This is a genomic window from Glutamicibacter sp. Je.9.36, from assembly GCF_051129975.1.
Taxonomy (GTDB): domain Bacteria; phylum Actinomycetota; class Actinomycetes; order Actinomycetales; family Micrococcaceae; genus Glutamicibacter.
Genome location: NZ_JBCPSN010000001.1, coordinates 670,597 through 696,146, shown reverse-complemented (window position 1 = coordinate 696,146; position 25,550 = coordinate 670,597). Strand labels below are relative to the sequence as shown.

At 62.7% G+C, this 25,550-nt stretch carries 22 protein-coding genes; 8 read left to right on the top strand and 14 right to left on the bottom strand.

Features of this window, described 5'->3' with window-relative positions; all coding sequences use genetic code 11:
• Positions 1-38: 38 nt before the first annotated feature.
• Genes catC through AAZQ98_RS03235 form a run of 3 tightly spaced genes read right to left on the bottom strand, consistent with a single transcriptional unit; the run spans position 39 to position 2,343 of the window.
• Entirely contained in the window at positions 39-317 is a 279-nt protein-coding gene (gene catC / locus AAZQ98_RS03245; protein ID WP_105656482.1) for a muconolactone Delta-isomerase, read from the bottom strand.
• A 12-nt stretch (positions 318-329) separates the two neighbouring features.
• Positions 330-1,451, bottom strand: a complete 1,122-nt coding sequence (locus tag AAZQ98_RS03240) for an enolase C-terminal domain-like protein (protein ID WP_332594566.1) — start codon at positions 1,449-1,451, stop codon at positions 330-332.
• Positions 1,432-2,343 carry a LysR substrate-binding domain-containing protein gene (locus AAZQ98_RS03235; RefSeq protein WP_434689789.1) on the bottom strand — a complete coding sequence of 304 codons (912 nt, stop codon included), beginning with the start codon at positions 2,341-2,343 and terminating at the stop codon, positions 1,432-1,434. Before AAZQ98_RS03235 ends, AAZQ98_RS03240 begins: the two co-directional genes overlap by 20 nt.
• 352 nt (positions 2,344-2,695) lie before the next feature.
• On the opposite strand from AAZQ98_RS03235, the gene AAZQ98_RS03230 reads away from it, so the two are divergent.
• From AAZQ98_RS03230 to AAZQ98_RS03220, 3 genes are all read left to right on the top strand, one after another.
• Positions 2,696-4,309 (top strand): AMP-binding protein, encoded by a 1,614-nt coding sequence (locus AAZQ98_RS03230; protein WP_434689786.1) that lies wholly within the window; start codon positions 2,696-2,698, stop codon positions 4,307-4,309.
• A 150-nt stretch (positions 4,310-4,459) separates the two neighbouring features.
• A complete protein-coding gene (locus AAZQ98_RS03225) occupies positions 4,460-5,950 on the top strand; it encodes a glycosyltransferase family 2 protein (RefSeq protein WP_434689784.1) in 1,491 nt (496 codons plus the stop codon).
• A complete protein-coding gene (locus AAZQ98_RS03220; protein WP_286172179.1) occupies positions 5,947-6,168 on the top strand; it encodes a hypothetical protein in 222 nt (73 codons plus the stop codon). Before AAZQ98_RS03225 ends, AAZQ98_RS03220 begins: the two co-directional genes overlap by 4 nt.
• On the opposite strand, the gene AAZQ98_RS03215 is transcribed toward AAZQ98_RS03220, so the two are convergent.
• On the bottom strand, positions 6,130-6,825 hold the full coding sequence (locus tag AAZQ98_RS03215) for an EAL domain-containing protein (protein WP_434689781.1): 696 nt from the start codon (positions 6,823-6,825) through the stop codon (positions 6,130-6,132). The two genes, AAZQ98_RS03220 and AAZQ98_RS03215, sit on opposite strands and share 39 nt — an antisense overlap.
• 224 nt (positions 6,826-7,049) lie before the next feature.
• Here AAZQ98_RS03215 and AAZQ98_RS03210 point away from each other — a divergent pair, with 224 nt between their 5' ends.
• A complete protein-coding gene (locus AAZQ98_RS03210) occupies positions 7,050-7,997 on the top strand; it encodes a GGDEF domain-containing protein (protein ID WP_434689780.1) in 948 nt (315 codons plus the stop codon).
• A gap of 10 nt (positions 7,998-8,007) precedes the next feature.
• On the opposite strand, the gene AAZQ98_RS03205 is transcribed toward AAZQ98_RS03210, so the two are convergent.
• Both AAZQ98_RS03205 and AAZQ98_RS03200 read right to left on the bottom strand, forming a co-directional pair.
• The gene (locus tag AAZQ98_RS03205; RefSeq protein WP_434689778.1) at positions 8,008-9,498 is read right to left on the bottom strand and encodes a SulP family inorganic anion transporter; all 1,491 of its coding nucleotides are present in this window, start codon (positions 9,496-9,498) and stop codon (positions 8,008-8,010) included.
• Between the two features lie 412 nt (positions 9,499-9,910).
• A complete protein-coding gene (locus AAZQ98_RS03200) occupies positions 9,911-11,329 on the bottom strand; it encodes an MFS transporter (RefSeq protein WP_434689776.1) in 1,419 nt (472 codons plus the stop codon).
• 67 nt (positions 11,330-11,396) lie between these two features.
• Here AAZQ98_RS03200 and AAZQ98_RS03195 point away from each other — a divergent pair, with 67 nt between their 5' ends.
• The gene (locus AAZQ98_RS03195) at positions 11,397-11,834 is read left to right on the top strand and encodes a MarR family winged helix-turn-helix transcriptional regulator (protein ID WP_105656474.1); all 438 of its coding nucleotides are present in this window, start codon (positions 11,397-11,399) and stop codon (positions 11,832-11,834) included.
• A 259-nt stretch (positions 11,835-12,093) separates the two neighbouring features.
• Positions 12,094-13,257: a glycerate kinase gene (locus tag AAZQ98_RS03190; protein ID WP_434689774.1), complete on the top strand. Its 1,164-nt coding sequence runs from the start codon at positions 12,094-12,096 to the stop codon at positions 13,255-13,257.
• 18 nt (positions 13,258-13,275) lie between these two features.
• On the opposite strand, the gene AAZQ98_RS03185 is transcribed toward AAZQ98_RS03190, so the two are convergent.
• From AAZQ98_RS03185 to AAZQ98_RS03160, 6 genes are all read right to left on the bottom strand, one after another.
• Complete coding sequence (locus AAZQ98_RS03185) at positions 13,276-13,947, bottom strand: GntR family transcriptional regulator (RefSeq protein WP_434689773.1); 672 nt, start codon at positions 13,945-13,947, stop codon at positions 13,276-13,278.
• Entirely contained in the window at positions 13,940-15,568 is a 1,629-nt protein-coding gene (locus AAZQ98_RS03180) for an FAD-dependent monooxygenase (RefSeq protein WP_434689771.1), read from the bottom strand. Before AAZQ98_RS03180 ends, AAZQ98_RS03185 begins: the two co-directional genes overlap by 8 nt.
• Before the next feature lie 42 nt (positions 15,569-15,610).
• On the bottom strand, positions 15,611-16,501 hold the full coding sequence (locus AAZQ98_RS03175; protein WP_434689769.1) for a fumarylacetoacetate hydrolase family protein: 891 nt from the start codon (positions 16,499-16,501) through the stop codon (positions 15,611-15,613).
• Between the two features lie 20 nt (positions 16,502-16,521).
• Entirely contained in the window at positions 16,522-17,406 is an 885-nt protein-coding gene (locus AAZQ98_RS03170; RefSeq protein WP_434689766.1) for a VOC family protein, read from the bottom strand.
• A 147-nt stretch (positions 17,407-17,553) separates the two neighbouring features.
• Positions 17,554-18,924, bottom strand: coding sequence for a carboxylesterase family protein (locus AAZQ98_RS03165; RefSeq protein WP_434689763.1), 1,371 nt, complete (start codon positions 18,922-18,924; stop codon positions 17,554-17,556).
• A gap of 2 nt (positions 18,925-18,926) precedes the next feature.
• Positions 18,927-20,909 carry a flavin-containing monooxygenase gene (locus AAZQ98_RS03160; RefSeq protein ID WP_434689761.1) on the bottom strand — a complete coding sequence of 661 codons (1,983 nt, stop codon included), beginning with the start codon at positions 20,907-20,909 and terminating at the stop codon, positions 18,927-18,929.
• Between the two features lie 136 nt (positions 20,910-21,045).
• Here AAZQ98_RS03160 and AAZQ98_RS03155 point away from each other — a divergent pair, with 136 nt between their 5' ends.
• On the top strand, positions 21,046-21,756 hold the full coding sequence (locus tag AAZQ98_RS03155; protein WP_166650759.1) for a GntR family transcriptional regulator: 711 nt from the start codon (positions 21,046-21,048) through the stop codon (positions 21,754-21,756).
• A 249-nt stretch (positions 21,757-22,005) separates the two neighbouring features.
• Here the strand turns inward: AAZQ98_RS03155 and AAZQ98_RS03150 are convergent, their stop codons facing one another.
• Together AAZQ98_RS03150 and AAZQ98_RS03145 are read right to left on the bottom strand one after the other, a co-directional pair.
• Positions 22,006-22,689: a hypothetical protein gene (locus tag AAZQ98_RS03150; protein ID WP_434689758.1), complete on the bottom strand. Its 684-nt coding sequence runs from the start codon at positions 22,687-22,689 to the stop codon at positions 22,006-22,008.
• Positions 22,690-22,952: 263 nt separating this feature from the next.
• Entirely contained in the window at positions 22,953-24,512 is a 1,560-nt protein-coding gene (locus AAZQ98_RS03145) for an FAD-binding oxidoreductase (protein WP_434689755.1), read from the bottom strand.
• Positions 24,513-24,611: 99 nt separating this feature from the next.
• Here AAZQ98_RS03145 and AAZQ98_RS03140 point away from each other — a divergent pair, with 99 nt between their 5' ends.
• Positions 24,612-25,550, top strand: coding sequence for a LysR substrate-binding domain-containing protein (locus tag AAZQ98_RS03140; protein ID WP_181149069.1), 939 nt, complete (start codon positions 24,612-24,614; stop codon positions 25,548-25,550).

Below are 25,550 nucleotides of genomic sequence, written 5' to 3'. Positions count from 1 at the left end.
GCTGGGACACGGAGGGAATCCGCCGGCCCGGAAAAGTCCTAGGCCAGCGAATTCGGGTGCTTGGCCAGCGCGGTGACCTTGATCTTCATGTACGGGTACATCGGGAAGCCGCTGAGGATTTCGTGCAGTTCGTCGTTGGATTCGACGTTGTACAGCGAGTGGTTCGCGTACTCGCCGACCACGCGCCAGATGCCCTGCATCTTGCCGCTGCGCTGCAGGCTTGCGGAGTACTCCTTTTCCCGGGCCTGGAAGTCAGCGACCTGCTCATTGGTCAGGTGGTCCGGGAAAACAACGTCCATACGGGCGAGGAACAACATGGGGGTTCTCCTTTAGTTCGAGGTGGAAAGCACGTGGTCCTGGCGGTAGCGCGCCAGCTTGGATTCGTCGATGGCGGCGCCCACGCCGGGCACAGTGCGCACCGGAATGCGGCCGTTGACGATCTGCAGCGGCTCGGCGAGCAGGTCATCGGCCATGTCCAGGAAATTGGACAGTTCGCCGGCGCGGCGGCTGGTGGCTTCGAAGGCCGCGCCGAAGGTCACCGTGGCCAGCGAGCCGACCTGGGTGTCGATCTGGTTGCCCATGGTGACATCCACGCCCAGCCCGGTGCACAGGCCCAGGATTTCGGTGGCTTCGGTGAAGCCCGAGCGGGCGGTCTTGATGCAGATCGCGTTCGCGCCGCCGGAGAGCAGTTCGCGCGAGGCATCGCCCGCGGTGGGCGCGGACTCATCGGCGACGATCGGGATCGGGGAGCGTTCGACCAGGCGGCGTCGGCTCATCGCTTCCTTGGCATCGCACGGCTCTTCGAGCATGGTCAGGCCCAGGCCCTCGGTCTGGCGCAGCACCTCCATGGACTCGTTCGCGCTCCAGCCGCGGTTGGCATCCAGATAGAGCTCCACGTCCTCGCCCAGCCCTTCGCGCAGCACGCGGCAGGCCTCGATGTCCAGGGCGAGCGGGCGGCGGCCGACCTTGAGCTTGAAGGTGGTGATGCCGTACTGCTCGCCGAAGCGCAGGGCCTCGTCGAGCAGCTCCTGGGCGGGCTTGAAGCCGAGCATGTGGCTCACGCGCATCGAGTCGGTGAAGCCGCCAAGCAGCTTGTGCACCGGCGTGCCCAGAGCCTGGCCGATGGCGTCCCAGACGGCGATGTCGATCGCGCCCTTGGCCACCTGGTTGTGGATGGTCCTATCCAGCACCTGGCGGATCTTGGCGCGGTCCATGATCTCCAGGCCGATCAGCTGCGGGGCGAAGACATCCTGCACGATCGCGACGATGGATTTCTGCGTCTCGCCGTAGGTGTACGGGCGCGGCGGGGCGTCGGCGGTGCCGATCACGCCTTCGTCGGTGTGCACGCGGATGAGCACGTGCTCGGCGGTGTGCACCTCGCCGCTGGCAAAGCGCAGCGGGTGGTTGTAGGGGATGGCGTAGGGGATTGTTTCAATCCGCTGGATTCGCATCGGGGTCCAGCCTTTCTAGGGGGTTGAGCAATGTGCAAAGTTCCAGGAAGTTGCGCACCAGCGCAGACTCGTTGCCGGCCTTCCAGGCGATCGCCAGGTCGACGGCCGGTGCGTTGCGCAGCGGCCGGAAGGTGATCCGGTTGCTGTGCGGCAGGTAGTGCGTGGTGGGCAGCAACCCGATGCCCAGGCCCGCGGCGACGAAGGTGAGCAGGGTGGAAGTCTCGCTGGCCACCTGCGCGATCTGCGGGGCGAAGCCCACACGGCGGCAGGAGTCCACGATGATGTTGTTCACCGCGGAGGATGGCGGGTAGCAGATGAACTTCTCGCCAGCCAGCTGTTCCAGGTCCAGCTCATCGTGGGCGGCGAGCGGGTGGCCCAGCGGCAGTGCCACGGCCAGGTGGTCGCGGTCCATCAGCATGTAGTCCACCTCGGTGCCACGCACCGGCGGGCGCAGGATGGCCAGGTCCAGGCGTCCTTCGACCAGTCCCTCGACCATCTGCGGGGTGAGCATTTCGCCCTGCACGTTCAGCTGCAGGCCCGGCATCTGCTGGGAGCTGGCTTCGATGAGCTTGGGCATGATGCGCGAGGTGGCGCTGCCGGTGGAACCCAGTCGCAGCACGCCCAGCGCGCCTTGGCCCACGGTGCGCACATCGCGGGAGAGCTGGTCGAGCTCTGCGAGCAGGATGCGTCCGCGGCGCAGCAGCAGCTCGCCGGCGTTGGTCAGTTCCACCTTGCGCGTGGTGCGGATCAGCAGCTGGGTATCCAGGGTCTCTTCGAGCTGCTTGATCTGCTGGGAGAGCGGGGGCTGCGCGATATGCAGGCGCGCCGCTGCGCGGCCGAAATGGCGTTCTTCGGCGACGGCGACAAAGTAGCGAAGTAGTCTCGTGTCCATGGTGCTCCGATCGTCGGACCGCGCGTCGAATGCGCAGAAGACGCTTGCTGGCAACTCTAACGCGGCGGTCCAAGAGGGTGAAATACTTATTCTGGTTCGATTGAGAGTCTACAAGTATGAATGACTGGACCGCAGTGTATTCAACGATTGATTTCCAGGCCTGAATCATGCCGGGAGGCACTGGACCGCCACGGGCCGCCACGGGCCCCATGCCGCCACTTGGCCACCGGCGCGGCTCCTTCCTGGCGGCTTGGCAGCGGGACAGCTCGCGGCTAGGGTGTGAATGTGACGCTGGGCACATGTTTCGTGTCCGCGCCAATTCCGACGAGGCGATCCATGAAGGGGTACGCAGATGAAGGCTTATGCCCAGGGCGAGAGCGGACCGCAGCTGATCGAAGAGACGATCGGAGCGAACTTCGAACGCACCGCTGCCCGCTTCGGCCCGGCAGAAGCACTGGTCGAAGCGGCCACCGGACGGCGTTGGTCATGGAGCGAACTGGATGCGCAGATCAACTCCCTGGCCAAGGGCCTGCTGGCCGCCGGCCTGGAGGCGGGAGACCGGGTGGGCATCTGGGCACCTAACTGCGCGCAATGGGTATTCGCGCAGTACGCCACCGCGAAGATCGGCGTCATCCTGGTCAACGTCAATCCTGCCTACCGCACCCACGAATACGCCTACGCGGTCAACCACTCCGGGGTGCGCCTGCTGCTGGCGGTCTCCGAATTCAAGACCAGCAACTACCGTTCGATGGTGGAGGCGACCCGCGCCGACACCCCGAGCCTCGAACGCGTGGTCTACGTGGACACCGGGGACTTCGCGCAATTGATGGGCGAGGGCGAGCAGGTCAGCGACGAGGAGCTGGCCGGGCATCTGGCGGCCACCAAGCCCGGGGACCCGATCAACATCCAGTACACCTCGGGCACCACCGGCTACCCCAAAGGCGCGGTGCTCAGCCACCGCAACATCCTGAATAACGGCTACCAGGTCACCGGCATGATCGACCTGGACGAGCATGACCGGCTGTGCATCCCGGTGCCGTTCTACCACTGTTTCGGCATGGTGATGGGCAACCTGGGCTGCACCTCCCGGGGCGCGACCATCGTCATCCCGGCCCCGGGCTTCGACGCCGAAACGACGCTGCGGGTAGTGGCGGAGGAGAAGTGCACGGGCCTGTACGGGGTGCCCACGATGTTCATCGCCATGCAGAACCTCCCCAATTTCAAGGACTTCGATCTCTCGTCGCTGCGCACCGGCATCATGGCCGGATCCATCTGCCCGGTCGAGGTGATGCGCCGCTGCATCGACGAGATGGGCATGGACGGGGTGTCCATCGCCTACGGCATGACCGAGACCTCGCCGGTCTCCTGCCAGACCCGCAGCGACGACGATATCGAGCGCCGCACCTCCACCATCGGCCGGGTGCACCCGCATGTGGAGATCAAGGTGGTGGACCCGGTGAGCGGCGAAACCCTGCAGCGCGGGGAAACCGGCGAATACTGCACCCGCGGCTACTCGGTGATGCTCGGCTACTGGAACGACGAAGACAAGACCCGCGCGGCCATCGACGACGAGGGCTGGATGCACACCGGCGACTTGGCGGTGATGCGCGAGGACGGGTACTGCACCATCGTGGGCCGCATCAAGGACATGGTGATCCGCGGCGGGGAGAACATCTACCCGGCGGAAATCGAGGAATTCCTCTACAAGCATCCGGATATCGAGGACGTGCAGGTAGTCGGGGTGCCCGATGAGAAGTACGGCGAGGCGATCTGCGCCTGCATCCGCATGAGGGACGGCCGCGAACCCCTGGACGTCGCGGCCATCGGCGAATACTGCACCGGGCATCTGGCGCATTACAAGATCCCCGCCTACGTGCAGATCCTGCAGGATTTTCCGACCACCGTCACCGGGAAGATCCGCAAGAACCAGCTGCGCGAGGATGCGGCGAAAGTGCTCGAACTGTAGTCAAATGCCACCAGACAGGGGCGCAAGGCACAGCGTTGCTTTGGGTGGAGGTGACCTTGGACATAAATACTGCGTCGATGATTTTTCCGACTGCTAGTTTTCCAAGTAGCTTGCCTTGGGCAAGCCTGGCATGATTCGCTGATCCAGATCATGTCCAGGCCAGGGGTTGCCAAGGAATCCGAACGTGAATGGGGCGCGTACTTGCAGAAACATTTCAGCCGCTTAGTGGGCATCGCTGTCATTTTGATCGTCGTTCTCGCGGCCGCGCTCTTGGCCTGGGCGTTGAGCATGAGCGGGAAGCCTGCGCTGATGTGGAACCCGATCGAGGTCCATATCGGAAAACTCTGGACTACTTTCTACAGCACCGAGCTGCCGGATCTGTCCATTCTCGCTTTCGCCGTTGCCGCAGCAGTGATCCTGGTGCTGCTGGTGGTCCTGGGCGAACGCTTTGTCACCTGGCGCTATCGCCGGACGCCGATCCAGAAATCGAGCCGGCCGCTGGCGCCCAAGGCGGTGATGGCCCGGACGCGGGGCATCTACGCCGGGCCGGTCACCGTGACCGTGCTGATCCCGGCGCACAATGAAGAAGCTTCCCTGCCGTACACCCTGAAAGCACTGGAAGAGCAGAGCTTTGCTCCCTCGCGCATCATCGTGGTTGCCGACAACTGCACCGACCGGACCGTGCAAGTTGCCCGCGAGCACGGGGTCGAGGTGTTCGAATCGGTGGAGAACAAGCACAAGAAGGGCGGCGCGCTGAACCAGGCGCTGCACTCGATCCTGCCCGGGATGGGCGATAACGACTGCGTCATGGTGATGGATGCCGACAGCCAGATCGGCGCGGACTTCCTGGCAACCGCCCGGGACCGCTTCACCTGGGACCGCGCGCTGATGTCCGTGGGCGGGCTGTTCCACGGCGAAGAGGGCCATGGGCTGATCGGCCAGTTCCAGCGCAATGAGTACACCCGCTACCAACGCGAAATCGGCCGTCGCGACGGCCGGGTCTTCGTGCTGACCGGAACGGCCTCGGTATTCCGCGCGACGGCCCTGCGCGAAGTGGCTGCGGCACGCGGGAGCATGCTGCCGGGCACCTTCGGCGAGGTCTACGACACGGCGGCTTTGACCGAAGACAACGAACTGACCATCGCGCTGAAAACCCTCGGCGCGCTGACCACATCGCCGCAGGACTGCACGGTGGTCACCGAGCTGATGCCCAACTGGAAGATGCTGTGGGCGCAGCGGCTGCGCTGGCAGCGCGGCGCCTTGGAGAACCTGGGCGCGTACGGAGTCACCCCGCAGACCACGCGGTACTGGGCCCAGCAGATCGGCATCGGCTACGGCGTGATCGCGCTGTTCAGCTATTTCGCGCTGATGATCATCATGCTGGTCTCCATGGACAACTGGGTGTGGTTCCCCTTCTGGATGCTGCTTGGAGCGCTCTTCGCTGTCGAGCGCGTGGTCACGGTCTGGCACGGCGGCTGGAAAGCCAGGATCGTCGCCGCGCTGGTGATTCCGGAATTGGTCTATGACGCCTTCTTGGACCTTGCGTTCCTCAAGGGCGTAGGGGATATCGCGTTTGCCCGGAGCGCGGATTGGAAGCACGTCGACCACGCGGGCGCCGCACGTAAGGAAAGCACCTCATGATGAATCACCTCGTCCAGATTCCACGTGGAATCATTCTTCCCGAAAGCGTTCTGCTCAGTGATTGGTTCGCGGTGCTCGCTTCGTTCGTCGCGATCAACACCGTGCTCTATCTGGTCCTGGGACTGGCCAAGCTGCTGCCGGTGATCCGGATCCGCAGCTCGCGGGGACGGGAACGGCGCTCAGAAACCCGGAATATCGATCCCGAGGCGTCCGTGTAGCTCATGCATCGCAGCTGGCAAGCCCGCAAGCTCTATGCCCGGGCTGAAATAGAAGCCCTGCGCATAGTCGAAGTCCAGCTTCCGGGCCAGATCCAGATGTTCACCGGTTTCGATCCCCTCGACCAGGGTCCTGGCACCGATCTCGCGGGCAGCGGCCAGCAGGATGTCAACGTGTTCGCGAGCCTGCGTCGATGCCAGGTAGTGGATGAAAAGCGAACGGTCCAGCTTCACAATGTGCGGCTTCAGCCGGAGGATGCGCCCCCGCGTTGCATAGCCGATGCCGGCATCGTCAACCAGCAGCAGGCAGCCGAGCTCATCTGCATGGATGCGGGCCGCATCGCAGACTTCCGGCGCGGACTGCTCATGCAGTTCCAGGCCCCAGAGCAGCCGGGGATCGAGTGACGGCTCTGAGTGCGCGAACGCCCTGATCGCTGGACCCGAAGCATTCATGGTGAGCAGCAGCCCGTCGGGCAGGCCTTGGCTGGATTCGACGATGCGTTCCAACGCGCGAAGCTCCAGTTCAACCAGGGTGCCTTCGGCCCGGGCCGCGGAGAAATGCTCGTCAGGGCTGCGCCCGTCGCTGAAGCGCGCCAGTGCCTCGAAACCCAGCAGCGTTGTGGAACGCAGGTTGATCAGTGGCTGGAATACGAACTTCATGGACTACCTAACCTGGCGGTATGGGCTGGCAACTTGATTGCTGATTAGGCTGTTGCTACGAATGAGATCTTACCGCGCCACTGGCCGGGATCACGCGGTTAAGATGAATTTAAGAGAAAGCGGGTGATGGCATGCCGAGGACAATGGACCGGCGGTCAAACGACGACGGAATTTGGTGGAGCCGGTTCCTGCCAGCCAGGCTCCGCCGCATCAAGCGATTGGAAGTGGCTGTCACAGGGATGGTGGCAGTTTTCCTGCTGCTTTTCTATGTGGTCAACCTGGGCAATGATTTCAGCTCGCCGCTCTTCCAGAAACTGGCGGTAGCCAGGGTTGCCGGGGCACTGGGGCTGGTGATCGCCGTGTGGTGGATGCTGGACCGTTTTCCGTTGTGGATCGCCTATCTCGGGGCCTTGGCCGAACTGTCGGCCTTCGTGGTCTTCGTGGGTTTTTCGCTCAACCATGAGCAGATCGTCTTCAGGCTCCAGGAATTTCCGCTCATCGCACTGTACATGTCGTGGCTCTTTCCGCCGGCCGTCACCCGGTGGACCATCTACCCGATCATGGCTTTCACGATTCCCTACTCGGTGTTCTTCGGCCCTGCTGCGGGCACCGAGCACCAAAGCGGGCTGTTGAACGTGCTGAGCTTGGTCTTTTTCACCGTCGCCGGGATGTTCGTCGGCCTCTACGTCAAGCGCCGGTTCCGCCAGCAAACCCAGATCGACGCATTGACCGGGGCCTTGAACCGCGTCGGGCTGGCCGTGCGCGGCGATGCCGCTTTGCTCTCCTCCCGGAAATACCGCAGGCCCCTGGCTGTGGCGCTGCTGGACCTGGACGGATTCAAGGAGATCAACGACCAAGGCGGCCACGAAGCCGGGGATCTTGCCTTGAAGCACCTGGTGCGGCATCTGCGCAGTGCCACGCGGGCCGGGGACCTGGTCAGCCGCTTGGGCGGCGATGAATTCGTGCTGGTCTTCCCGAATACGACCCGTGGCCAGGCTCAGGTGCTGATGGAGCGCATCGAGCTTACATCGCCGCTGGCGTGGAGCTTCGGAACGGCAGAAGCCCGCACGGATGACAACTTGAGCACGATGATTCTCCGTGCCGACCGGGACATGTACTCCTCCAAGCGCCTGCGGACGGCCGAACGCGGGAAGAGCGCGGAGGGAAGCTGAGCTCCGTGCCCTAGTTCAGCTTCCCGCCCAGGCGGTCCTGCATCTTCTGGCTGGCCTTGTTCAGGCCGCGGATTTCCACGGTTTTCCCGTAGTTCTGGTACTTGGTGCGGATCGAGTCCAGGGCGGCGATGGTCGAGGCGTCCCACAGGTGCGAATCGGACATGTCGATGATGACCTTCTCGGGGTCCTGCGCGTAGTCGAACTGGGTGTACAGGTCATTCGAGGAGGCGAAGAACAGTTCGCCGTTGACCTTGTACACGGCGGCATCCGGGGTCGAGCTGCGTTCCACCGTGACCATATGCGCCACGCGATTGGCGAAAAGCACCATCGCCGAGAGGATGCCCGCCCCCACGCCGATGGCCAGGTTGCTGGTGATCACGGTGAGCGCCACGGTGATGGCCATGACGAAGGTTTCGCTCTTGGGCATCATCTTCAGCGTGCTCGGTCGGATGGAATGCCAGTCGAAGGTGGTTGCCGAAACCACGATCATCACCGCCACCAGGGCCGCCATCGGAATCTGCGCGACAATGTCGCCGAGCAGCACCGCCAGCAGCAGCATGAAGATGCCGGCGAAGGCGGTGGAGATGCGGGTGCGCCCGCCGGAGACCTTCACGCCCACCATGGTCTGGCCGATCATCGCGCAGCCGCAGATGCCGCCGAAGAAGCCGGTGACGATATTCGCTGTGCCCTGTGCCCAGGACTCGCGGGTCTTGCTCGACGGTGTATCGGTGATGTCATCGACCAGCTTGGCGGTCAGCAGCGATTCGAGCAGCCCCACGAAGGCCACCGCGATCGCGTAGGGCGCGATGATCTGCAGGGTCTCCAGGTCCAGCGGCACCCCGGGCAGGTGGAAGATCGGCAGCGAATCAGGCAGTTCGCCCTTGTCGCCCACGGTCGGAACGGCGACCTTGGCAAAGATGGTGATCGCGGTGAGTACCACGATGGCGATCAGCGGAGCCGGAACCGCCTTGGTGATCTTCGGGAAGAAGCACACGATGGCCACGCCCAGGATCACCAGCGGGTAGACCATCCACGGGACATTGCGCAGCTCGGGCATCTGCGCCCAGAAAATCGAGATGGCCAGTCCGTTGACGAAGCCGATCATCACCTGGCGCGGGATGAAGCGCAGCAGCTTGGCCACGCCCAGCAGCGCCAGCGATACCTGGATGATGCCGGCCAGGACCACCGTGGCGAAGAGGTATTCCACCCCGTGGGTGCGCACCAGCGGTGCGACCACCAGGGCCACCGCGCCGGCAGCTGCCGAAATCATCGCCGGGCGCCCGCCGGTGATCGCGATGACCACCGACATCGTGAAGGACGCGAAGATGCCCACGCGCGGGTCGACTCCGGCGATCACGGTGAAGGCGATGACCTCGGGAATCAGTGCCAGGGAGACTACCAGTCCGGCGAGCAGCTCTGTCTTGAGCAATCGCGGGGACTTCAGGGTGCGCAGCACCGACTGTCGTTGCAGGGGCGTCAGTTCAGCGGTCGCGGTACTCACCGGGGCTCCGTTTCGTCAGGTGTCCCAGAAAAAAGTTCTGGGAACCTGTCTACGGTATCGCACCGGGGGTTGGGCAAAGGAGTTTGAACATTGCTGTTTAAAACACTGTCCCGGCCGAACTTGGGGGTTCCGGCCGGGACAGCGCGATCATCACTCGCACCTTCATGAGGTACTTTCCAATGTAATGCCGGAAGCTGTGCCAGTACTGGGTAGAAACTGCACATTGCTATCAAAACTAAAGCCAACAAACCGAAATGGTTTTGGATACAGAAACTGGCACTGTCGCAAGACCGACAGTGCCAGTTTCTACGTCATCACTCGCACCTTCATGAGGTACTTACTACTCTAAGTTGGCATTCTGTGGATGCGGTAAGCATGCACTGCGCGTAGGCCATGGATCCCTGGAGGTGAACTAGATCTTCTCCGGGGTGGGCTTGGCCAGTGCCGGGATGCCCAGGGCGATCAACCCCGCCAGCAACGAGATTCCCGCACCGAGCCACAGGGTCATGTGGAACCCGGCTTCGGAGGGCAGCACCGTGCCGTGGAAGTCGGTGGTCATCTGCGCCAAAACCAGGCCAATCACTGCCGCACCCGAGGTGGTACCCAGCGAACGCATCAGGGTGTTGAAGCCGTTGGCGGCACCGGTTTCGCTGCGTGGCACCGCACCCATGATGATGGCTGGCATTGCGCCGTAGGCCAGGGCGACGCCAGAGTTGATGACCAAGCTGGTGATCAGCAGGCCCCAGAGGCTGCCCATGCCAATCTGGCCTACCGCGTAGCCAGCGGACATGATGAAAATACCCAGCACCAGGGTGAACTTTGGTCCCTTGGCGCTGGTCAGTCGACCGCCCACAGGGGAGAGGAAGAGCATCATCAGGCCGGCTGGAGCCATCCAGAGGCCGGCGGCCAGTACGCCCTGCCCTAGTCCGTAGCCTGCCTCGGTAGGCATCTGCAGGATCTGCGGCATCACCAGCGAGCTGGAATACATGCCGAAGCCCACGAAGATCGAGGCGATATTGGTCAACAGCACCCGGGGTATTGCGGCGGTGCGCAGGTCCACCAGCGGTGCACTGGTGCGTAGCTCCCATACTCCCCACAGCAGGAAAACGATGACCGCGCCGATCAGCAGGCTCAGGACCAGCGGGGAAGCCCAGCCCCAGGTTGAGCCCTTGGAAACGCCGAGCATCAGGGCGATCAAGCCGATGGCCAGGCCGACGGCACCAAGCCAATCGAAGCGGGTTTTCGCGCCGATGGTTGGGATTGCCGGAATGAACTTCAAGATCAATGCGGCCACCACAACGGTAATCGCCGAACCGAAGAAGAACAGCACGCGCCAGGAAGAGAACTCGATCAGCGCTGCGGAGAGCGGCAGGCCGATCGCACCGCCCACACCCAGGGTGGCTGAAACCGTGGCGATGGCTGCCGGCAGATGCGCCTTATCCACGAGGTCGCGCAACATTGCGATACCCAGAGGGATCATGCCTGAACCAAAGCCTTGCAAGGCCCGGCCGATGATCATGACGGTGACATTTGGCGCCAGGGCACAGATGATTCCACCGAGGATCAGCGGGATGGCCAGGATCAGGATCATTCGGCGTTTGCCGAACATATCACCGAGACGACCGGAAATCGGCATCACTACGGCAGCTGCCAGCAGGGTCGCGGTGATGATCCATGCGGTGTTATCCGGTGAGGTGCTGAAGATTTCAGGCAGCTGGGGGATCAGTGGGGCAACCATCGTCTGGGTGAGCGATGAGGCGATGCCTGCCGTGGCGAGGATGCCGACGGCGAGTCCGGATTTCGGATGTCCGGTGGGGGTGGGGTTGGGCACAAGAGCCTTCCGGGATAAATGTGTAAGCTACATACTGTATGTATTTTACACATTGGAGAAGTTCGGAATGAAGCGCCATCTGGAACAGATCGAATACGAGCAGCTCATGCTCAGCCGCTACACCATCGCGCAGCAGCGCCAGTTCGGTGGTGTCGATCGCAGCGTGTACCTGCTGATGAGCCGCATTCAGGCCCAGGGTCCGCTGAGTATCGCGGAACTAAGCCACGGGCTGAGGCTGGACAACTCCACCCTGCAACGCCAGGTAACCCATGGAATCGACGATGGCTACCTGGAACGCATCGCAGATCCCGATGGCCATATTGCGCGTAAGATCACGCTGACCGACCTGGGGTTAGCGAAGCTGGAGCATGCCCGCGAGGTAACCCTCCATGCCCTGGACCGAATCCTGAATGAGTGGGAGGCCGAGGACGTTGAGCAGTTCGCCGGCTACCTGCAGCGCTTCAACGCTTCCATCGAGGAGTACCGCGACTCCCAGCGGGACTAATCACGAACTTGGTTAAAGAAAGATTCCCGCCGGGCAATATCCGACGGGAATCCTTACGATCATCACTCGCACCTTCAAGAGGTGTTTTAAACTCTAATGCCGCTTTCTGTGCCATTCCTTTGGCAGAGCTAGCTATTAGCGATGCACGTGAGAAGCTTCTGCGACCCAGACAAATGCACATAAGCAGGCCCCGAACTTCGCTCGAACTACAGTCAAAAGACCATAGGTGCAGGTCTCAAGAGTGCCTAGGCTGATGGGTATGACTTCAACCCAGCATTCGATGCCCTGCAAGGTGGCCATTGTGCCCGACTCCTTCAAGGGAAGTGCCCGCGCCAGCGGGGTAGCTGCGGCCTTGGCACGAGGCTTCAGCAAGGGTGCGGCTAGCCGGTCGCGGGCGGTCGAGATTACAGCGGTGCCCTTCGCCGACGGCGGCGAGGGAACCCTTGAAGCGCTGATCGACACCTGGGGGACCGAGGCGATCGCACTGGAGACCACCGACGCCTTGGGGCGTCCGGTCACCTCCCGGCTGGGGCTTTCGGCCGACGGGAGAATCGCGGTGGTGGAAGCGGCCGAAGCAGCCGGGTTGCCGCAGGTGAGCGACGTGCCACGGCAACCACTGGGTGCCACTACCTATGGGTTGGGCACACTGGTATCTCATGCGCTGGATCTAGGGGTCACCCGGATCATCCTGTGCCTAGGCGGTTCAGCAACCACCGATGGCGGAACGGGTTTGCTCAGCGCACTGGGCGCAAAATTCTTGGACGCCAACGGGGAGCAGCTTCCCGCAGGGGGCGGGGCACTGAACCAGTTGTCGCGGATCGACGTTTCGCAGCTGGATGCCCGGGCCGGGCAGGTTAACTGGCAAATCGCCTGCGATGTCACCAACCCGCTGCTGGGCGCCAAGGGTGCGGCTGCGATCTTCGGGCCGCAAAAGGGCGCCAGTGAAAATGATGTCCAGATTTTGGATCAGGGGTTGGCGCAACTGGCCGATGTCTTGGAAGCCAATACCGGCCGGGCACTGCGTGAGCAGCCGGGCATGGGGGCTGCCGGCGGGATTGCGGTGAGCCTAGGGTCCTACTTCGAGGTGGAGCTGGTGCCGGGCTGGGATTTGGTGGCCAAGGTACTTGGTGCCCATGAAATTCTGGCCGACGCTGACCTGGTGATCACCGGTGAAGGCCGGCTGGATGCGCAATCCTTGGACGGCAAGGTAGTCTCCGGGGTGTTGCAGGCTGCCGGTGAACAGGCCGAGGTCATCGTGGTGGCCGGTTCGGTGCAGTTGTCCGATGAGCAGCTGGAGTCCTCGGGAATCCTGGCCGCGTACTCGATTGCACCAGGTCCGGCCACGCTGGCAGAACTTTCAGCAGACACCATGGAGCTAGCCGAGCGCACAGCTTTCAGCGTGGCCCGAACCTTCCTGCGCTAGACGTTAGGTCGCTGGGCGCTAGAAAATATCCAGCTTGAGCAGGCCTGCATCCAGAATAATCTTGGCCGAAGCCTCATAGTGGGTTCGCAAGCGCGCAGCCAAGGTTGGCGCATCGCGATCAAGTGCCGCCTGCAGCAGGGCCTCATGCTCGGCCTCGACATTTCGGTGCGTGGCACCCTGCGAAGCGGCCGCCCAACGCCGGTAGAGCAAGGTGGAATTGGCCAGGTTGGCTGACAGCTCAAGGATCGGCGGGCAGGCGCATGGAGCCAGCAGCAGCTGATGGAAATCGCGGTGCGCCTTACCCCATTCAGGGGTGAACTGCTCCGGGTTATCTAGTTGCCGCCGCGGAGCCTTGGACAGCCGGTAATGCGTGGCAATCAGCGCGGACTCCCACTCCAGATCCCCGCGGGCGATGGCCAGGTTGACCGCCAACTCCTCGGTGACACAGCGCAGCTCGGTCTGATCCTGCAACTGCTGCAGGTTCAGCTCCGGTACGAAAAATCCGCGGTTGGGGATCGCCGCCACCAAACCCTCGCCGGAAAGCCGGGTGAGGGATTCGCGGATAACGGTGGTGCTGGTGGAAAAACGCTGGGCCAGATGCGGGGGAGCAAGGCGCTCGCCGGGCATCCACGCGCCATCGAGAATGGCTTCGCGGATGCCGGACAGGGCAGCTTCTGCTGGCTTAGCCACGAGTTCCTTGCTTGGCGGCACCGAAGGTGCGCAGCACGGTGGCCTTGGCGCTGAGCGCCTCCAGAAGCTGGTCGACCTCGCGTGCTGGTGCAATGCCTGCTACATAGTAGTCTGGACGCACCAGCAGTGCGGTACCGGTGGCGGTATCGAAGACCCGGTGGATGTCCTTGGCCCTCACGCTATCGCCGTCCTGATTGGTGAAGACCAGCTGGGATCCGGCAGCCACCTCAATGGTGTTCCAGCCGGCCGACAGCAGCTCGTCGAGCATCACAGTGGCGCCATTGACCTCAAGGTTTGGCTGCGGAAGCATGCGACCGGCAAAGTTCTGGGCCAGGTGCGGAACCCCGGAAACCGGTGCGGCGACGGTGCCGGTGGTGTAGTGAGGCTGCTTGAGGAAGCGCATGCCGGTTAGCCAGCGGTTCAGCGGTGGGATGATGCGGGTGCTGGTGACTACGGCATCGCGCACGCGGGTGATCACCGGGTTGGTGTTCATCACTACCCAGCCGATGCGCTTGGAAAGCTTGACCATTTCCGCGGCATGCGGGCGACGCTCGGTTTCGTAGTCATCGATGAGCATTTCGTTGGCTTCACCCTTGATGACCGCGGCCAGGCGCCAAGCAGCACCCACGGCGTCGCGGATGCCGGCGTTCAGCCCCTGCCCGGCGAAGGGCGGCATCAGGTGCGCGGCGTCGCCGGCCAACAGGATGCGTCCCTTGCGGTAGGTGTCGGCGATGCGCTGGTGTGCGGTGTAGACCGCGGCGCGGCGTACGGAGACCACGTTGGTGTCCTGGAATGGTGCGACCAGGGCGGTGATGGACTCGGGGGTGATCATCGCGTCGCCATCTTCGTGATCGAAGAGCATGAATTCATAGCGGCGGCGGCCACCGACCCCGGGGACCACGACGGCCGGGCGCTGCCCGTTGCAGTGGAAGGAAGCGAAAGGTTCGGGGTTGCCCGGCACATCGAGCAGATCCACCACGATCCAGCGTTCGGTTTGGGTGGAACCCTGCAGTCCGATGCCCAGTTCGCGGCGGGTGAAGGAGCGACCGCCGTCGCAGGCAAGTACCCATTTGGCTTTGAACTCGAGGGCGGTTTCTTCGCCTTCTGCTGCTGCGTAGGGGTTCTGCCCGGTGTCTGCTGCCTTGGAGCCGTTGAATCCGGTGGTGGCTTCGCCGGTGCGGGTGGCGTGCACGATCACGTGATCGGCCTGCTGTTCGATCCTGGTGGCCGCGGTGGCGTAGTGCAGATCCAGGTTCTGGCGCAGCGTGGCGGCCTCATAGAGCAGGCCTTCCATGATTGGCTGGTCGAACTGGCTCTTGCCGGGCTGGCCTAGGCGGGGCGTGCCTGGGCGAACGTCGGCAATGACCTTGCCGCCCAGGCCGAAGTAGCGGGCACCGGTGTCCATGAGCATCTGCGGTCCCAGCTCATCCATGATTCCCAGGTGCGCCATGACGCGCAGGGTTTCATCGGTGGCGCTGATGGCGCGTGGCTCATCGCCACTGCCCGGGTTCTTCTCGATCAATGCAACCTGCAGGCCGGCATCTGCCAGCAGGTTGGCGGCGGTCAGGCCGGTGGGACCCGAGCCGATGACCAGGACGTCGATTTCATGAGACTGTGCCACTGCCCGCTACTTCCTTCGTGCTTCGTGTATTAACAGTGCGCGTCAGGCGGTGGCGCCGGCGGTGGCCTGTGCGCCGGCCAGCAGCGAAGCCTCGTCGGCCACGGTGTTGCGCAGGATGCCCAGGCCGGTGATCTCGACCTCGACGACGTCGCCGTGGTTGATCAGGCCCTCTGGACCGTAGAACAGGCCCACTCCGCCCGGGGTGCCGGTGACGATCACGTCGCCCGGGTTCAGCCGGGTGAAGCCGGTGACGTAGTTGATCAGGGTCGGGATGTCGAAGACCAGGTTGGATACCGGGGCGTTCTGGCGCACTTCGCCGTTCACGCGGGTTTCCAGTACGGCGGTGGTGATATCGCCCAGGTCGGCTGCGGGAACCAGGTACGGGCCGAAGCCGCCGGTGCCCGGGAAGTTCTTGCCCGGGATCCACTGGCTGGCGGCCTTCTGCCAGTCGCGCACCGAGAAGTCGTTGTAGCAGGCGTAGCCGGCGATGTGGTCCCAGGCGTCTTCCTTCTCCACGTGGAAGGCTTCCTTGGAGATGACCAGGGCCATTTCGCCCTCGTAGTCGAACTTGGTGGTGGAAGTCGGCTTGACCGCAGGGGCCAGGTGGCCCATTTGCGAGTCGGCGAAGCGGGTGAAGACGGTCGGTGCGGTCTGCCCGGTCTTGCCCGACTCTTCCTGGTGGGCCAGGTAGTTCACGCCGATGCAGATGATCTTGCCCGGGTTGGTCACCGAGGGCAGGAAGTCGATCTCGTCCTCGGCAATGGTTGGCGCGCCGGACAGGTCCAGCTGGGTGCCGAAGATGCCCTTTTCGATGGCGTCGCGGGTGTTGGCGGCCAGGTTCTTGCCGGTGGGGCCCAAGTCGTAGACGGTGCCGTCGATGGACACGCCCCAGGTTTCGGTGCCGTCAGCTGCCTTGAAGGATACGTACTGCATGGTGGTGCCTTTCGGGTGTTCTAGATGAAGGTTTTCAGTTCGGTGACAGTGGGAATGCCGAAGGTGCGGAAGTCCTCGGTGCGGCGGTTGGACCACATGTTCCACCAGTTCTCGTCTTCGCCCCAGACAATCGGATCGCGCTCATCGTCGTAGATCTGCTCCAAATCGGTGTAGAGCTCCACGACCGCGCCGGAGGTTTCCACGTAGTAGGCGGCGATATTGTGGCCGGCGCCGTGGCGGACCGGGCCCCAGATCAGTTCGCGGCCGGCCGCGCCCAGACGGTCGCCGAGCTTGGCCAGGTCGCCGATCGACTGGACCTGCCAGGCGTGGTGGTGGAAGGTGCCCTGGCCCTTGATCAGCGCGATGCCGTGGTGATCCGGGTTGCAGCGCATGAAGTAGGCGAAGTCATCCCCGATGACATCCGAGAGCCGGAAGCCGAAGATCCGGCGCAAAAATTCCATCATGCCGCGCACGTCGCGCGGGTGGAAATTGATGTGGCCGTAGCGGTCCGGGCCGAAGGAAAGCAGGCCGCGGTCGTTGTGCTGCATGCCGGTGTAGACCTCGAAGATCCAGCCTTCGGGGCCGATGAACGAGAAGCCGTCCTGCACGCCGGCGGAGACCGGGGTTTCGGAGACGATTCTGAAGTTCTCGTTGGCTACGCGCTTGCGGATCTCGCGCAGCGCGTCGCCGTTCTGCGCGATCAGGCCCAGGGAGTGGATGCCGTTGACTTCGGACTCGACGTAGGTCAGCTCGTGGTGCACTGAGTTCGCTGCGAGGTAGGCCTCGTTGCCGGTGCGTTCGGTGACGCGCAGGCCGAGCAGCTGCGTGGCGTCGAAGATGGATCCTTCGATGTCATTGGTCTGGATGGACACGTGGCCCATTTCCCTGATTAATCCCCAAGCCATGGCGGATCCCTTCTGTAGCCGATAAAAATATTGTGATCTAGATAATTAGATTATTTACATTAAGTTAGATTGTCTAGTGTTTTCGGAAAAAGACTCGCGCGCCTGCCCAAGCGGACCTGCTGGTCCGCAAGAATAGGCGCGCAAAGACTAGGCCAAAACCGGGCGCCTGGTGCTGAACTGACGCTGAATTTCGCGCTTGATCAGGCCTGTTTCATCCAGTGCTGTCAGCGATTGGGCACCCGTTTGGTGCACGGCAAGAGCGTTATTATCGCCGGTAGCCGCGGTTCCCAGACGGATAAATGACCCTAGGGCATCACCCAGAACCTTCGCCGTTTGCTCGAAGAGCTCATCGGCCACGCCATCGAGCATCGGGGCATCCTGCCAGCGCTCACGGTTGCCAAAGAGGAACGGCAGCTCTAAGCAGTGGGCCGAACCAGCGTGAGGCAAGGGGGAGCGAACCTCGAAGCCCAGAAGCTGAACCTGGATGCCGGCAGCGGCTGCCGCATCGGCCAATTCCACGGCATAGAGTTGAATCTGGTGCAGGCTCATCGCCCTAACCATGAGTGACTTGGCCGTTGCTTGCGGTTCTGCGGCAACCAGTGCGTCGAAGACTTCTTGCGGTTCATTGAAGTTCCCTGCAATAAACCCGCGCACGCTATCGACGGTGAATGCCTGCTCGGGGGCCATGCCAATGAAGGCACTTGCCTCATCGGCGGTGTAGGAGAGCAATAGCTGCTTCACATGAAGGCGTTCGACTGCCCGCGCGGTATCAAAAAGATCCGCCGGAACGGACTCATCGGTACTCGGGTAGAGGCCCAAGCCGCGCCCGGCCCAAGCCTGGGCCAGTGCTGTGCCGGCAGCCAATAGCTGCTCGGTGCTTGCCTCGGCCAAGGCGGTGCCATTAAGCGCTTGGGCCATCACCGCATTGCGTTCCTGCGCCTGGGTTTCACCCATCGGCGGCTGGAAGGACAGCGAACCAACGTAGAGCCTGTTGAACAGTCCACGGGCTGCCTCAAGCTGGGCCAATGCGAAGGCCCAGAAGGCACCTGCGGACTGGCCTGCCAGGGTGACTTCCTGCGGGTTGCCACCGAGTTCAGCAATATTGCGCTGTACCCATTCGAGCGCCAAGAGCAGTTCTTCGGGCGGCGTATTCCCGCCGCCCACCTGCTGGTTGTGGGCCAGCAATCCGATGCGGTAGTTGACCACGGCAACAACGCAGTTCTGCTTCTCGGCAAAGTCCTGCGCGTCGTACCAGCGCACGGTGCCGGCGCCGGAAACGAAGCCGCCGCCGGGAAGGAAAACCATCACCGGAAGGTCCTTGGCATCCAGCGGAGCAAAGACTGCAACCTGGAAAGCATCCTCGGACTGGGGCAGTTCCTGCAGTGCAGGACCTAGCAACCAATCCAGGGAACCTGGGGTCTGCGGGAAAATTGCCGGCTGCGCTGCGGTGAGCCCGGTGGCTTCACTGAGCTTGCCGAAGCGCCCGCCGCTGCGCTGCGCGTAGCTGTAAACCCCCATGCCTAGCGGATTTCCGTGTACTGCGACTGGTCGACCGCGCGGGTGATGTTCCAGTACTCGACGATCGGGTAAGGCCAGATCTGCGAGACGCGGCCGAACTTGTTCTTGTACCAGGTGTGCACCTCGGGGTGGCCCCAGGCCTTCTGCGCGTTGGCGGCATCGAGATCCGCCACGAACGCGTCGAGCACCTCCTGCTTCAGGTCCAGTGCCTTCAGATCCTTCTCCAGCACAATGTTCAGCGCATCCAGGATGTAGGTCAGGCCGTACTCGATCATCGAGAACAGCGAGCCGTTGACCACATGCCCGGTATTCGGTCCGGAAACGATGAACAGGTTCGGGAAGCCCGGCACGGTGGCCCCGGCATAGGCGGTGGCGTTGCCGCCCCAGTATTCGTGGATGTCCTTGCCCTCGCGGCCGGTGATGCGCAGCGGCTCGAGGAATTCGGAAGCCTGGAAGCCGGTGGCGTAGATGATGACGTCCAGCTCGTGCAGGGTGCCGTCGCCATCGATGATCCCGGCCTCGGTCATTTCGTTCATGCCCGAGGTGACCAGGGTGGTCTGCGGCTTCTTCAGGCTCTTGGCCCACACTCCGTTATCGCGCAGCATGCGCTTGCCGCCCACGATGTAGTCCGGGGTGACCTTGGCCAACAGGTCCGGGCGATCGGCGTACTGCTCCTTGAGCATCTCGGTCAGCTGCTGGCGCACGCGCTCGTTGACCGCGGACACTGAACCTTCCTTGGTCCAGTTAGGATCCGCGGCGGTGGTGTGCTGGCGGCCCTCGACGCCCAGCCAGTGCTGCCAGAAGCGCAGCCACTGGCCGTACTGCGGCAGGTGCTCGACCAGCCAGCTCACCGATTCGGGCATGTCCTCGTAGTAGAACGGGGTAGGCAGCATCCAAGGGGAGGAGCGCTGGAAGATCTTGAGCTCTTCGACCTCATCCACGATGGCTGGGACGATCTGGTAGGCGCTGGCGCCGGTGCCGATGACGGCAACTTTCTTGCCCTTCAAATCGATGCCCGGCTTCCATTCGGCCGAGTGCACGTGGATGCCGGCGAACGTGTCGTGGCCCGGGGTATCGGGGAACTTCGGGCGGTCCAGCTGGCCGACGGCGGTCAGGACGGCATTGAAGCGGCGTTCCTGGACTTCGCCGCCGTCCACGATCATGGACAGTACCCAGCGTCCGTCTTCTTCATCCCAGGTAGCCGAAAGCACCTCGGTGCCCATCTGGATGTTCTGCGTGATGCCGCCGCGTTCCGCGACGTCGCGGGTGTACTTGTGGATCTCGGGGCCTTCGGAGAACTGCTGGGGCCAGTCATCGCGCTGCGCGAAGGAGAATGAATAGGCGTAGTTGGGGGTATCGAGGCGCACGCCCGGGTAGGTGTTCTTCCACCAGGTGCCGCCGACTTCGTGGCCCTTCTCGAAGACGGTGTAGTCCAAACCGGCCTGCTTCAGGCGGTAGGCGGCGGCCATGCCGGCCACGCCCGAGCCGATGACTGCCACGGTGAAGTCGCGGGTGGGAGCAACCTGTTCCTTGGTGAAGGCCGGTGCGCCGCTCACTTCGGGAACCAATGCCATGTCGTGCTTGAGCATCTGGTGGTAATCGGTGGTGGCCTGGTTGGTGATCCAGTCCAGGATCGTGGTGGCCTGCTCGTCGTCCAGGGTCTCCACTGAGGTGATTTTTTCATCACGGATCCGGCGCAGTGCTTCGAAGGCCAATTCGCGGGCCGCTTCCTGAGCTGCGGCGTCCATGCCGCCGTGCGGCTGGCCCACGGTGTCAACCGGCGGCTGCGGCGGACGCAGCTCATCACGAAGGATCGAGTAATCGCCGGTTGCCGCGGCCAGGGCCACCATCAGTGGCGGCAGGTCGGTGCTTGCAACGATCTTGCGCAGCTGCTCGTCGCTTTCGGTGATAGCAGAGTAGTTTGCGCGCCAGTACAGGTCATCTACCTGTTTGGTGGCGGCGGTCTCGATCAGTGATTCGCTCATTGGTTACTCCTAGCAAGTCTTTTCGGGCCGTGCGCGACAGGGTCTGACAGGCGCGTGATGTAACCAGTGTCACCTCTTGGTTATGCATAAGTCAACTAAAAATGTATTCTTTGCCGACTTTGGTATGATTTGTGTCATGGCGAAACGCACCGATTCAGAGACGATGTCAAAGCACATCCGCGACACCCTGCGCACCGATATCCTGGATGGGCGCTGGGAACCAGGTGCCCGGCTGCAGCTCACGCATCTTTCTGAGCATTACGAAACCTCGAGTACGGTCATTCGCGAAGCGTTGACCCGGCTGGTGGGGGACAAGCTCGTCACCCTTCGACCCAACAAGGGCTTCTTTGTCCCGGAACTGTCGTTGGCCGACTTGAGCGACATCGTGGAAATGCGCTGCGTCAACGAGCAGCTGGCAATTTCGCTGGGCTTCGAACGTGCGCCATTGGAGTGGGAGAGCGAGCTGATGGCAGCGCACCACACCCTGGAGCGCACGCCGCGCCGTTCGGACGAAGACCCGGATAACCACACCCCGGCATGGAATCACGCGCATCAGAACTTCCATGACAAGCTCGTTGAGGCCTGTGGTGTTCCGCTGCTGACCGAGGTGACTCGCACCCTGTCTGACCTGATCCAGCTCTATGGACGCTGGGCCGGACCGGCCACCCGTGACGCCAAGCGGGACCTGGACAAGGAGCATCGCGATATCCTCAACGCCGCCCTGGACCGCAATGCGGAACTGGCTGGCCAGCTATTGCGTGCGCACTACGAAACCACGCTCAGTGCGGTGAAAAACGGTGGCGAGGTCGGGCTAGCCTGCTTGCCTCACGTGAAGCTGCTCAAGTAGCCAGAACCTTCGTGGGCATTCCCACGCCCAGGCCCTGACCCGGATTGCTGCAGCGGGAACATTTCCGACTGGTTCCGGAGCCGGCGCAAGCGCAGTTTCCAACATGATGCTGCATGCCTCCGGCCTCTATCCCGGCAGTGTTTTGGCAACGCGGATGGCCGGCAAGCCTGTTTTGCGTCGCTATCAAGGCAAGAGCTGGGTCGCCGCTTTTCGCAGCGACCCAGCTTAAGAAGCCCGAATGGGAGTTCATTAGCGTGAATGAACTCGTTCAAGGAACTGATTGCGCAAGGAATTAATAGCCTGGAGTGCCTGGCCCTCGCCGGTTCCGATGTTTTCTTCGACCCATGTGAAGTAGCGATGGGCTTCATCCAGGATTCCCGGGATGAAGTCGCTGGGATCAACGCGGTTCTTCTGCTGGTTCACGGTGAATAGCGTCGACCGTCCCTTCACTTCCAGCCGTAGTGGTACTGGCTGGCCTGGAAACAGTCTTTCGGCTGATCCTTTTAACAGGTACTCCTCTACAAGCTCAATCAGCTCAAACCAGATTCCAGTCACTTCATCCCACAGCTCGGCTGAAATCAATTCGGTCCCGTGGTACGACAAGGAGAGGAAACCTTCACTCCCGTACGGGTTTCTGTTCAGTCGATCCCGCCAAATGCCGGCGGCGCGTCCAGGCTCCTGGAACATGCTTACCAAGTAGTTTTCGGGATGAGCGACGAAATCGTCGAGGTCCGTCACCGTGTGCGGGACCAAGATGTATGGTTCGCTCTGTACGGCTTGTTCTTTCATCTCACCTTGATTCGTGACGTGGGCCGAGTTGGGCGACTCGGCCTCTGCCGATGAGCGCTGGTGCTTGGCATTGTTCCAAGTAGCCTCAAGCTTTATTCGATTGCTTGCCCCACTGGTTTTCAGCTTACTTCGGTTCTGTTTCATGGCGCCATGCACTAGATGTCGTACATCGCTGGCCGGCAGTTTCCAATGGGTAAAGTTCGGTTGTTCTTCGCAGAACCATCGCGGCAACGCGGACGGGAATGTCCGAATATATGCAAACCTGTTCTATTCGAACGAGCGCGACGTACCCCGTCTGTACAGCTCTCCGACTATCTTGTTCTGCGCGTTCCTCGGAATTCACGACGAACTGATGCCCTCGCCACCTGCTGATGGCGAGGGCATCATTCTAGTTTCAGAGCCTAGCCCTAGACGCTGGAGCGCTGATCGCGGAAGCGCGCAGGCCAGACGCCCTGCTTGCCAGGGGCCAGGATCCCCGCCGGATCCAGTGCATCCTTGATCTTCTCCTGCAGGCGGCGTGCTGCGTTGTCGTTGAAGTCGAAGCCGTCGGCAATGCGGTCCATGTAGTCCACGTGGCTGCGGTACGGCGCGTAGCCGCGGGCGCGGGCCGCATCGAGCAGCTCGGAGTACAAGGCGCGCGCACGGGCGAGCATCTCCTGGTTGCCGCGCTCGAAGAAGATCATCGTCACGTGAACCATATGCCGCGGGTACAGGTGGTACCCGATGTACAGGTCGAAGCCGTGCTTCGCGTAGAGCTTCTTGGCTTCCTGGTAGAACTCGGCCACGAGTTCGCCGCGGGCCGGGATGATCGGCGCCGCGTCGATGTGTCCGCCGTTTTCAGCGGCCCAGCCCACGGTGGACAGCGGCTTCAAGGTCGGGACGCCGGCCATCTGGGTGCGGTCCTGGGCGGCGATGTCCTCATGCTGCAAGGCCAAGCCCTCTTCTCCCGAGTAGAACCGGGCGTCAACGCGGGCACCGGGGATCACGCTGAGCCGGTCCTTGACGATTTGCAGGCGGCGTTCGCACAGTTCGCGGTCGCCGTAGAAGGCGAACTTGCAGTTCCACTGGCCAATGCCGAATTCCTGGCGCATTTCTTCCAGGCGCCAGTCGGGAATGGAACCTTCGCCATCCCAGAAGTCGGCGCGCGATCCGCGCATGGTTGCCGCGCGCACCACATTGCCGCAGAGGGCATTGTTCTGGATGATTTCCTCGCGGCGCAAGGTGGTGAGGATGTCGATCAGTTGCGGCAGGTGCGCCTCGTCGTCGACGAAAATATCGCCATTGACGTAGGTGTGCGGTGCCGGCATCAGCCACAGTCCGACCTGGGTAACCACGCCGTAGTTGGACTGGGTGAACAGGCCGTCCAAGGTCGGGCCGAAGCCGCCCTGGAAGATCGGGCCCAGCTCGGTGCCGTCCATCGCGCCCATGCCGGTGCGGACCAGATCGCCGTCGGGCATGACCACTTCCATGCCGCACAAGGACTTCACGTGGTCGCCCAGCGGGGTCATGCCGTAGCCGCGGTCGAGCATGTTGCCCATGACCGAGCCCCAGCCTAGGGCCGGCACCGACATCCACACCTTCAGGCCGCGTTCCTTGATGTAGTCGAAGAGATCGAAGAAGGTGACGCCGGGCTCCACCACGGCGTAGCACAGCCGGTCATCGACCGTGATGATGCGGTTCATGCGGCTCAAATCCAGCGCCACCATGCCGGTGTCGCGTGGTTCGGGGCCGCCATAGCCCAGGTTCTTGCCGCAGGAGAAGGTCCACAACGGTACCTCGTGCTCGGTGGCCAGCTTGACGATGGCCTGCACTTCATCGGTGCTGGCCGGGCGGATGCCGGGCCAAGGGGTACGGCCCGGGTTCAGCGGGTAGGGATCCAAGTAGCCCTCGGAATCTCCCAAGGAAACAACGTTTTCTGCGCCAACGATTTCCTTGGCTGCCTCAAGAAATTCTTCACGACGATCCATGATTCACCCTTCCACTGGCCATCGGCGAACGCCGCGGCCCCACTGTCTTAATCTAAAAAACTTGCTTTGTTTCCTGCCGCCATCAATATGCTTGATGACATGAATCTTGTGTCCCACCCGCAACTGACCTTGCGCCAGCTTTGGCACTTCGTTGTCGCGGCCGAGGCTGGAACCATGGCCGAAGCTGCCCGCCGGCTGCATCTGGCGCCTTCGGCAATTTCCATGTCCATCGCGGAACTCGAACGCATCGTCGGTGCCGAGCTGGCGATCAAGCGCCGGGCCAAGGGGCTGACGTTGACCGCGACCGGCAAGACCGTGCTGCTCCAGGCCCGGGAACTGCTGGAGCGGGCCCATGATCTGGAAACCATGGGCCAGGGAACCCGCGAAGAGCTTGCCGGCCCGTTGACCGTTGGCTGCTTCATGCCCCTGGGCCCGATCATCATTCCGCCCATGCTCAGTGCCTTTGCCCAGCAATGCCCGAAGGTGGAGGTCGATTTCCTGGAGGGGTTCCACCAGGAAATGCAGCATGCGCTGCTCGATGGTTCCATCGATGTCGCCTTCCTCTACGGTTCGGAGATCTCACCAGCCTTGCGTTCGGCCACCGTGGCGATGGCCGAGGCCCAGATACTGCTGCCTTCCGGGCATCCGCTGGCCGCCAGCCCGTCGGTGTCATTGCGTGAAATCGCGAAGGAGCCGTTGGTCCTCTTCGAATCCGAGCCGATCACCCAGCGCATCCTCGGCCTGTACCAGGGCAGCGGGCTGGAACCGATGATCCGTCACCGCTCGCGTTCCTATGCGACCGTGCGCTCGCTGGTCAGTACCGGCCGCGGGGTGGCTGTGCTGTTCCAGCAACCGGCCCTGGAAGCACCCTACGAAGAGCTGAACGTGGTGCTCAAGCCGCTGAAACTCGATGACGAAAATATCGCCGTGGTTCCGGTTTCGGTGGCTTGGCCCCGCAGTTCGCGGCTGAACTCCCGTGCCCAAGCCTGGGTGGAAGTCGCCGCGGAACTCTTCGAGAATGCGGGCCGGCGCAGCTAG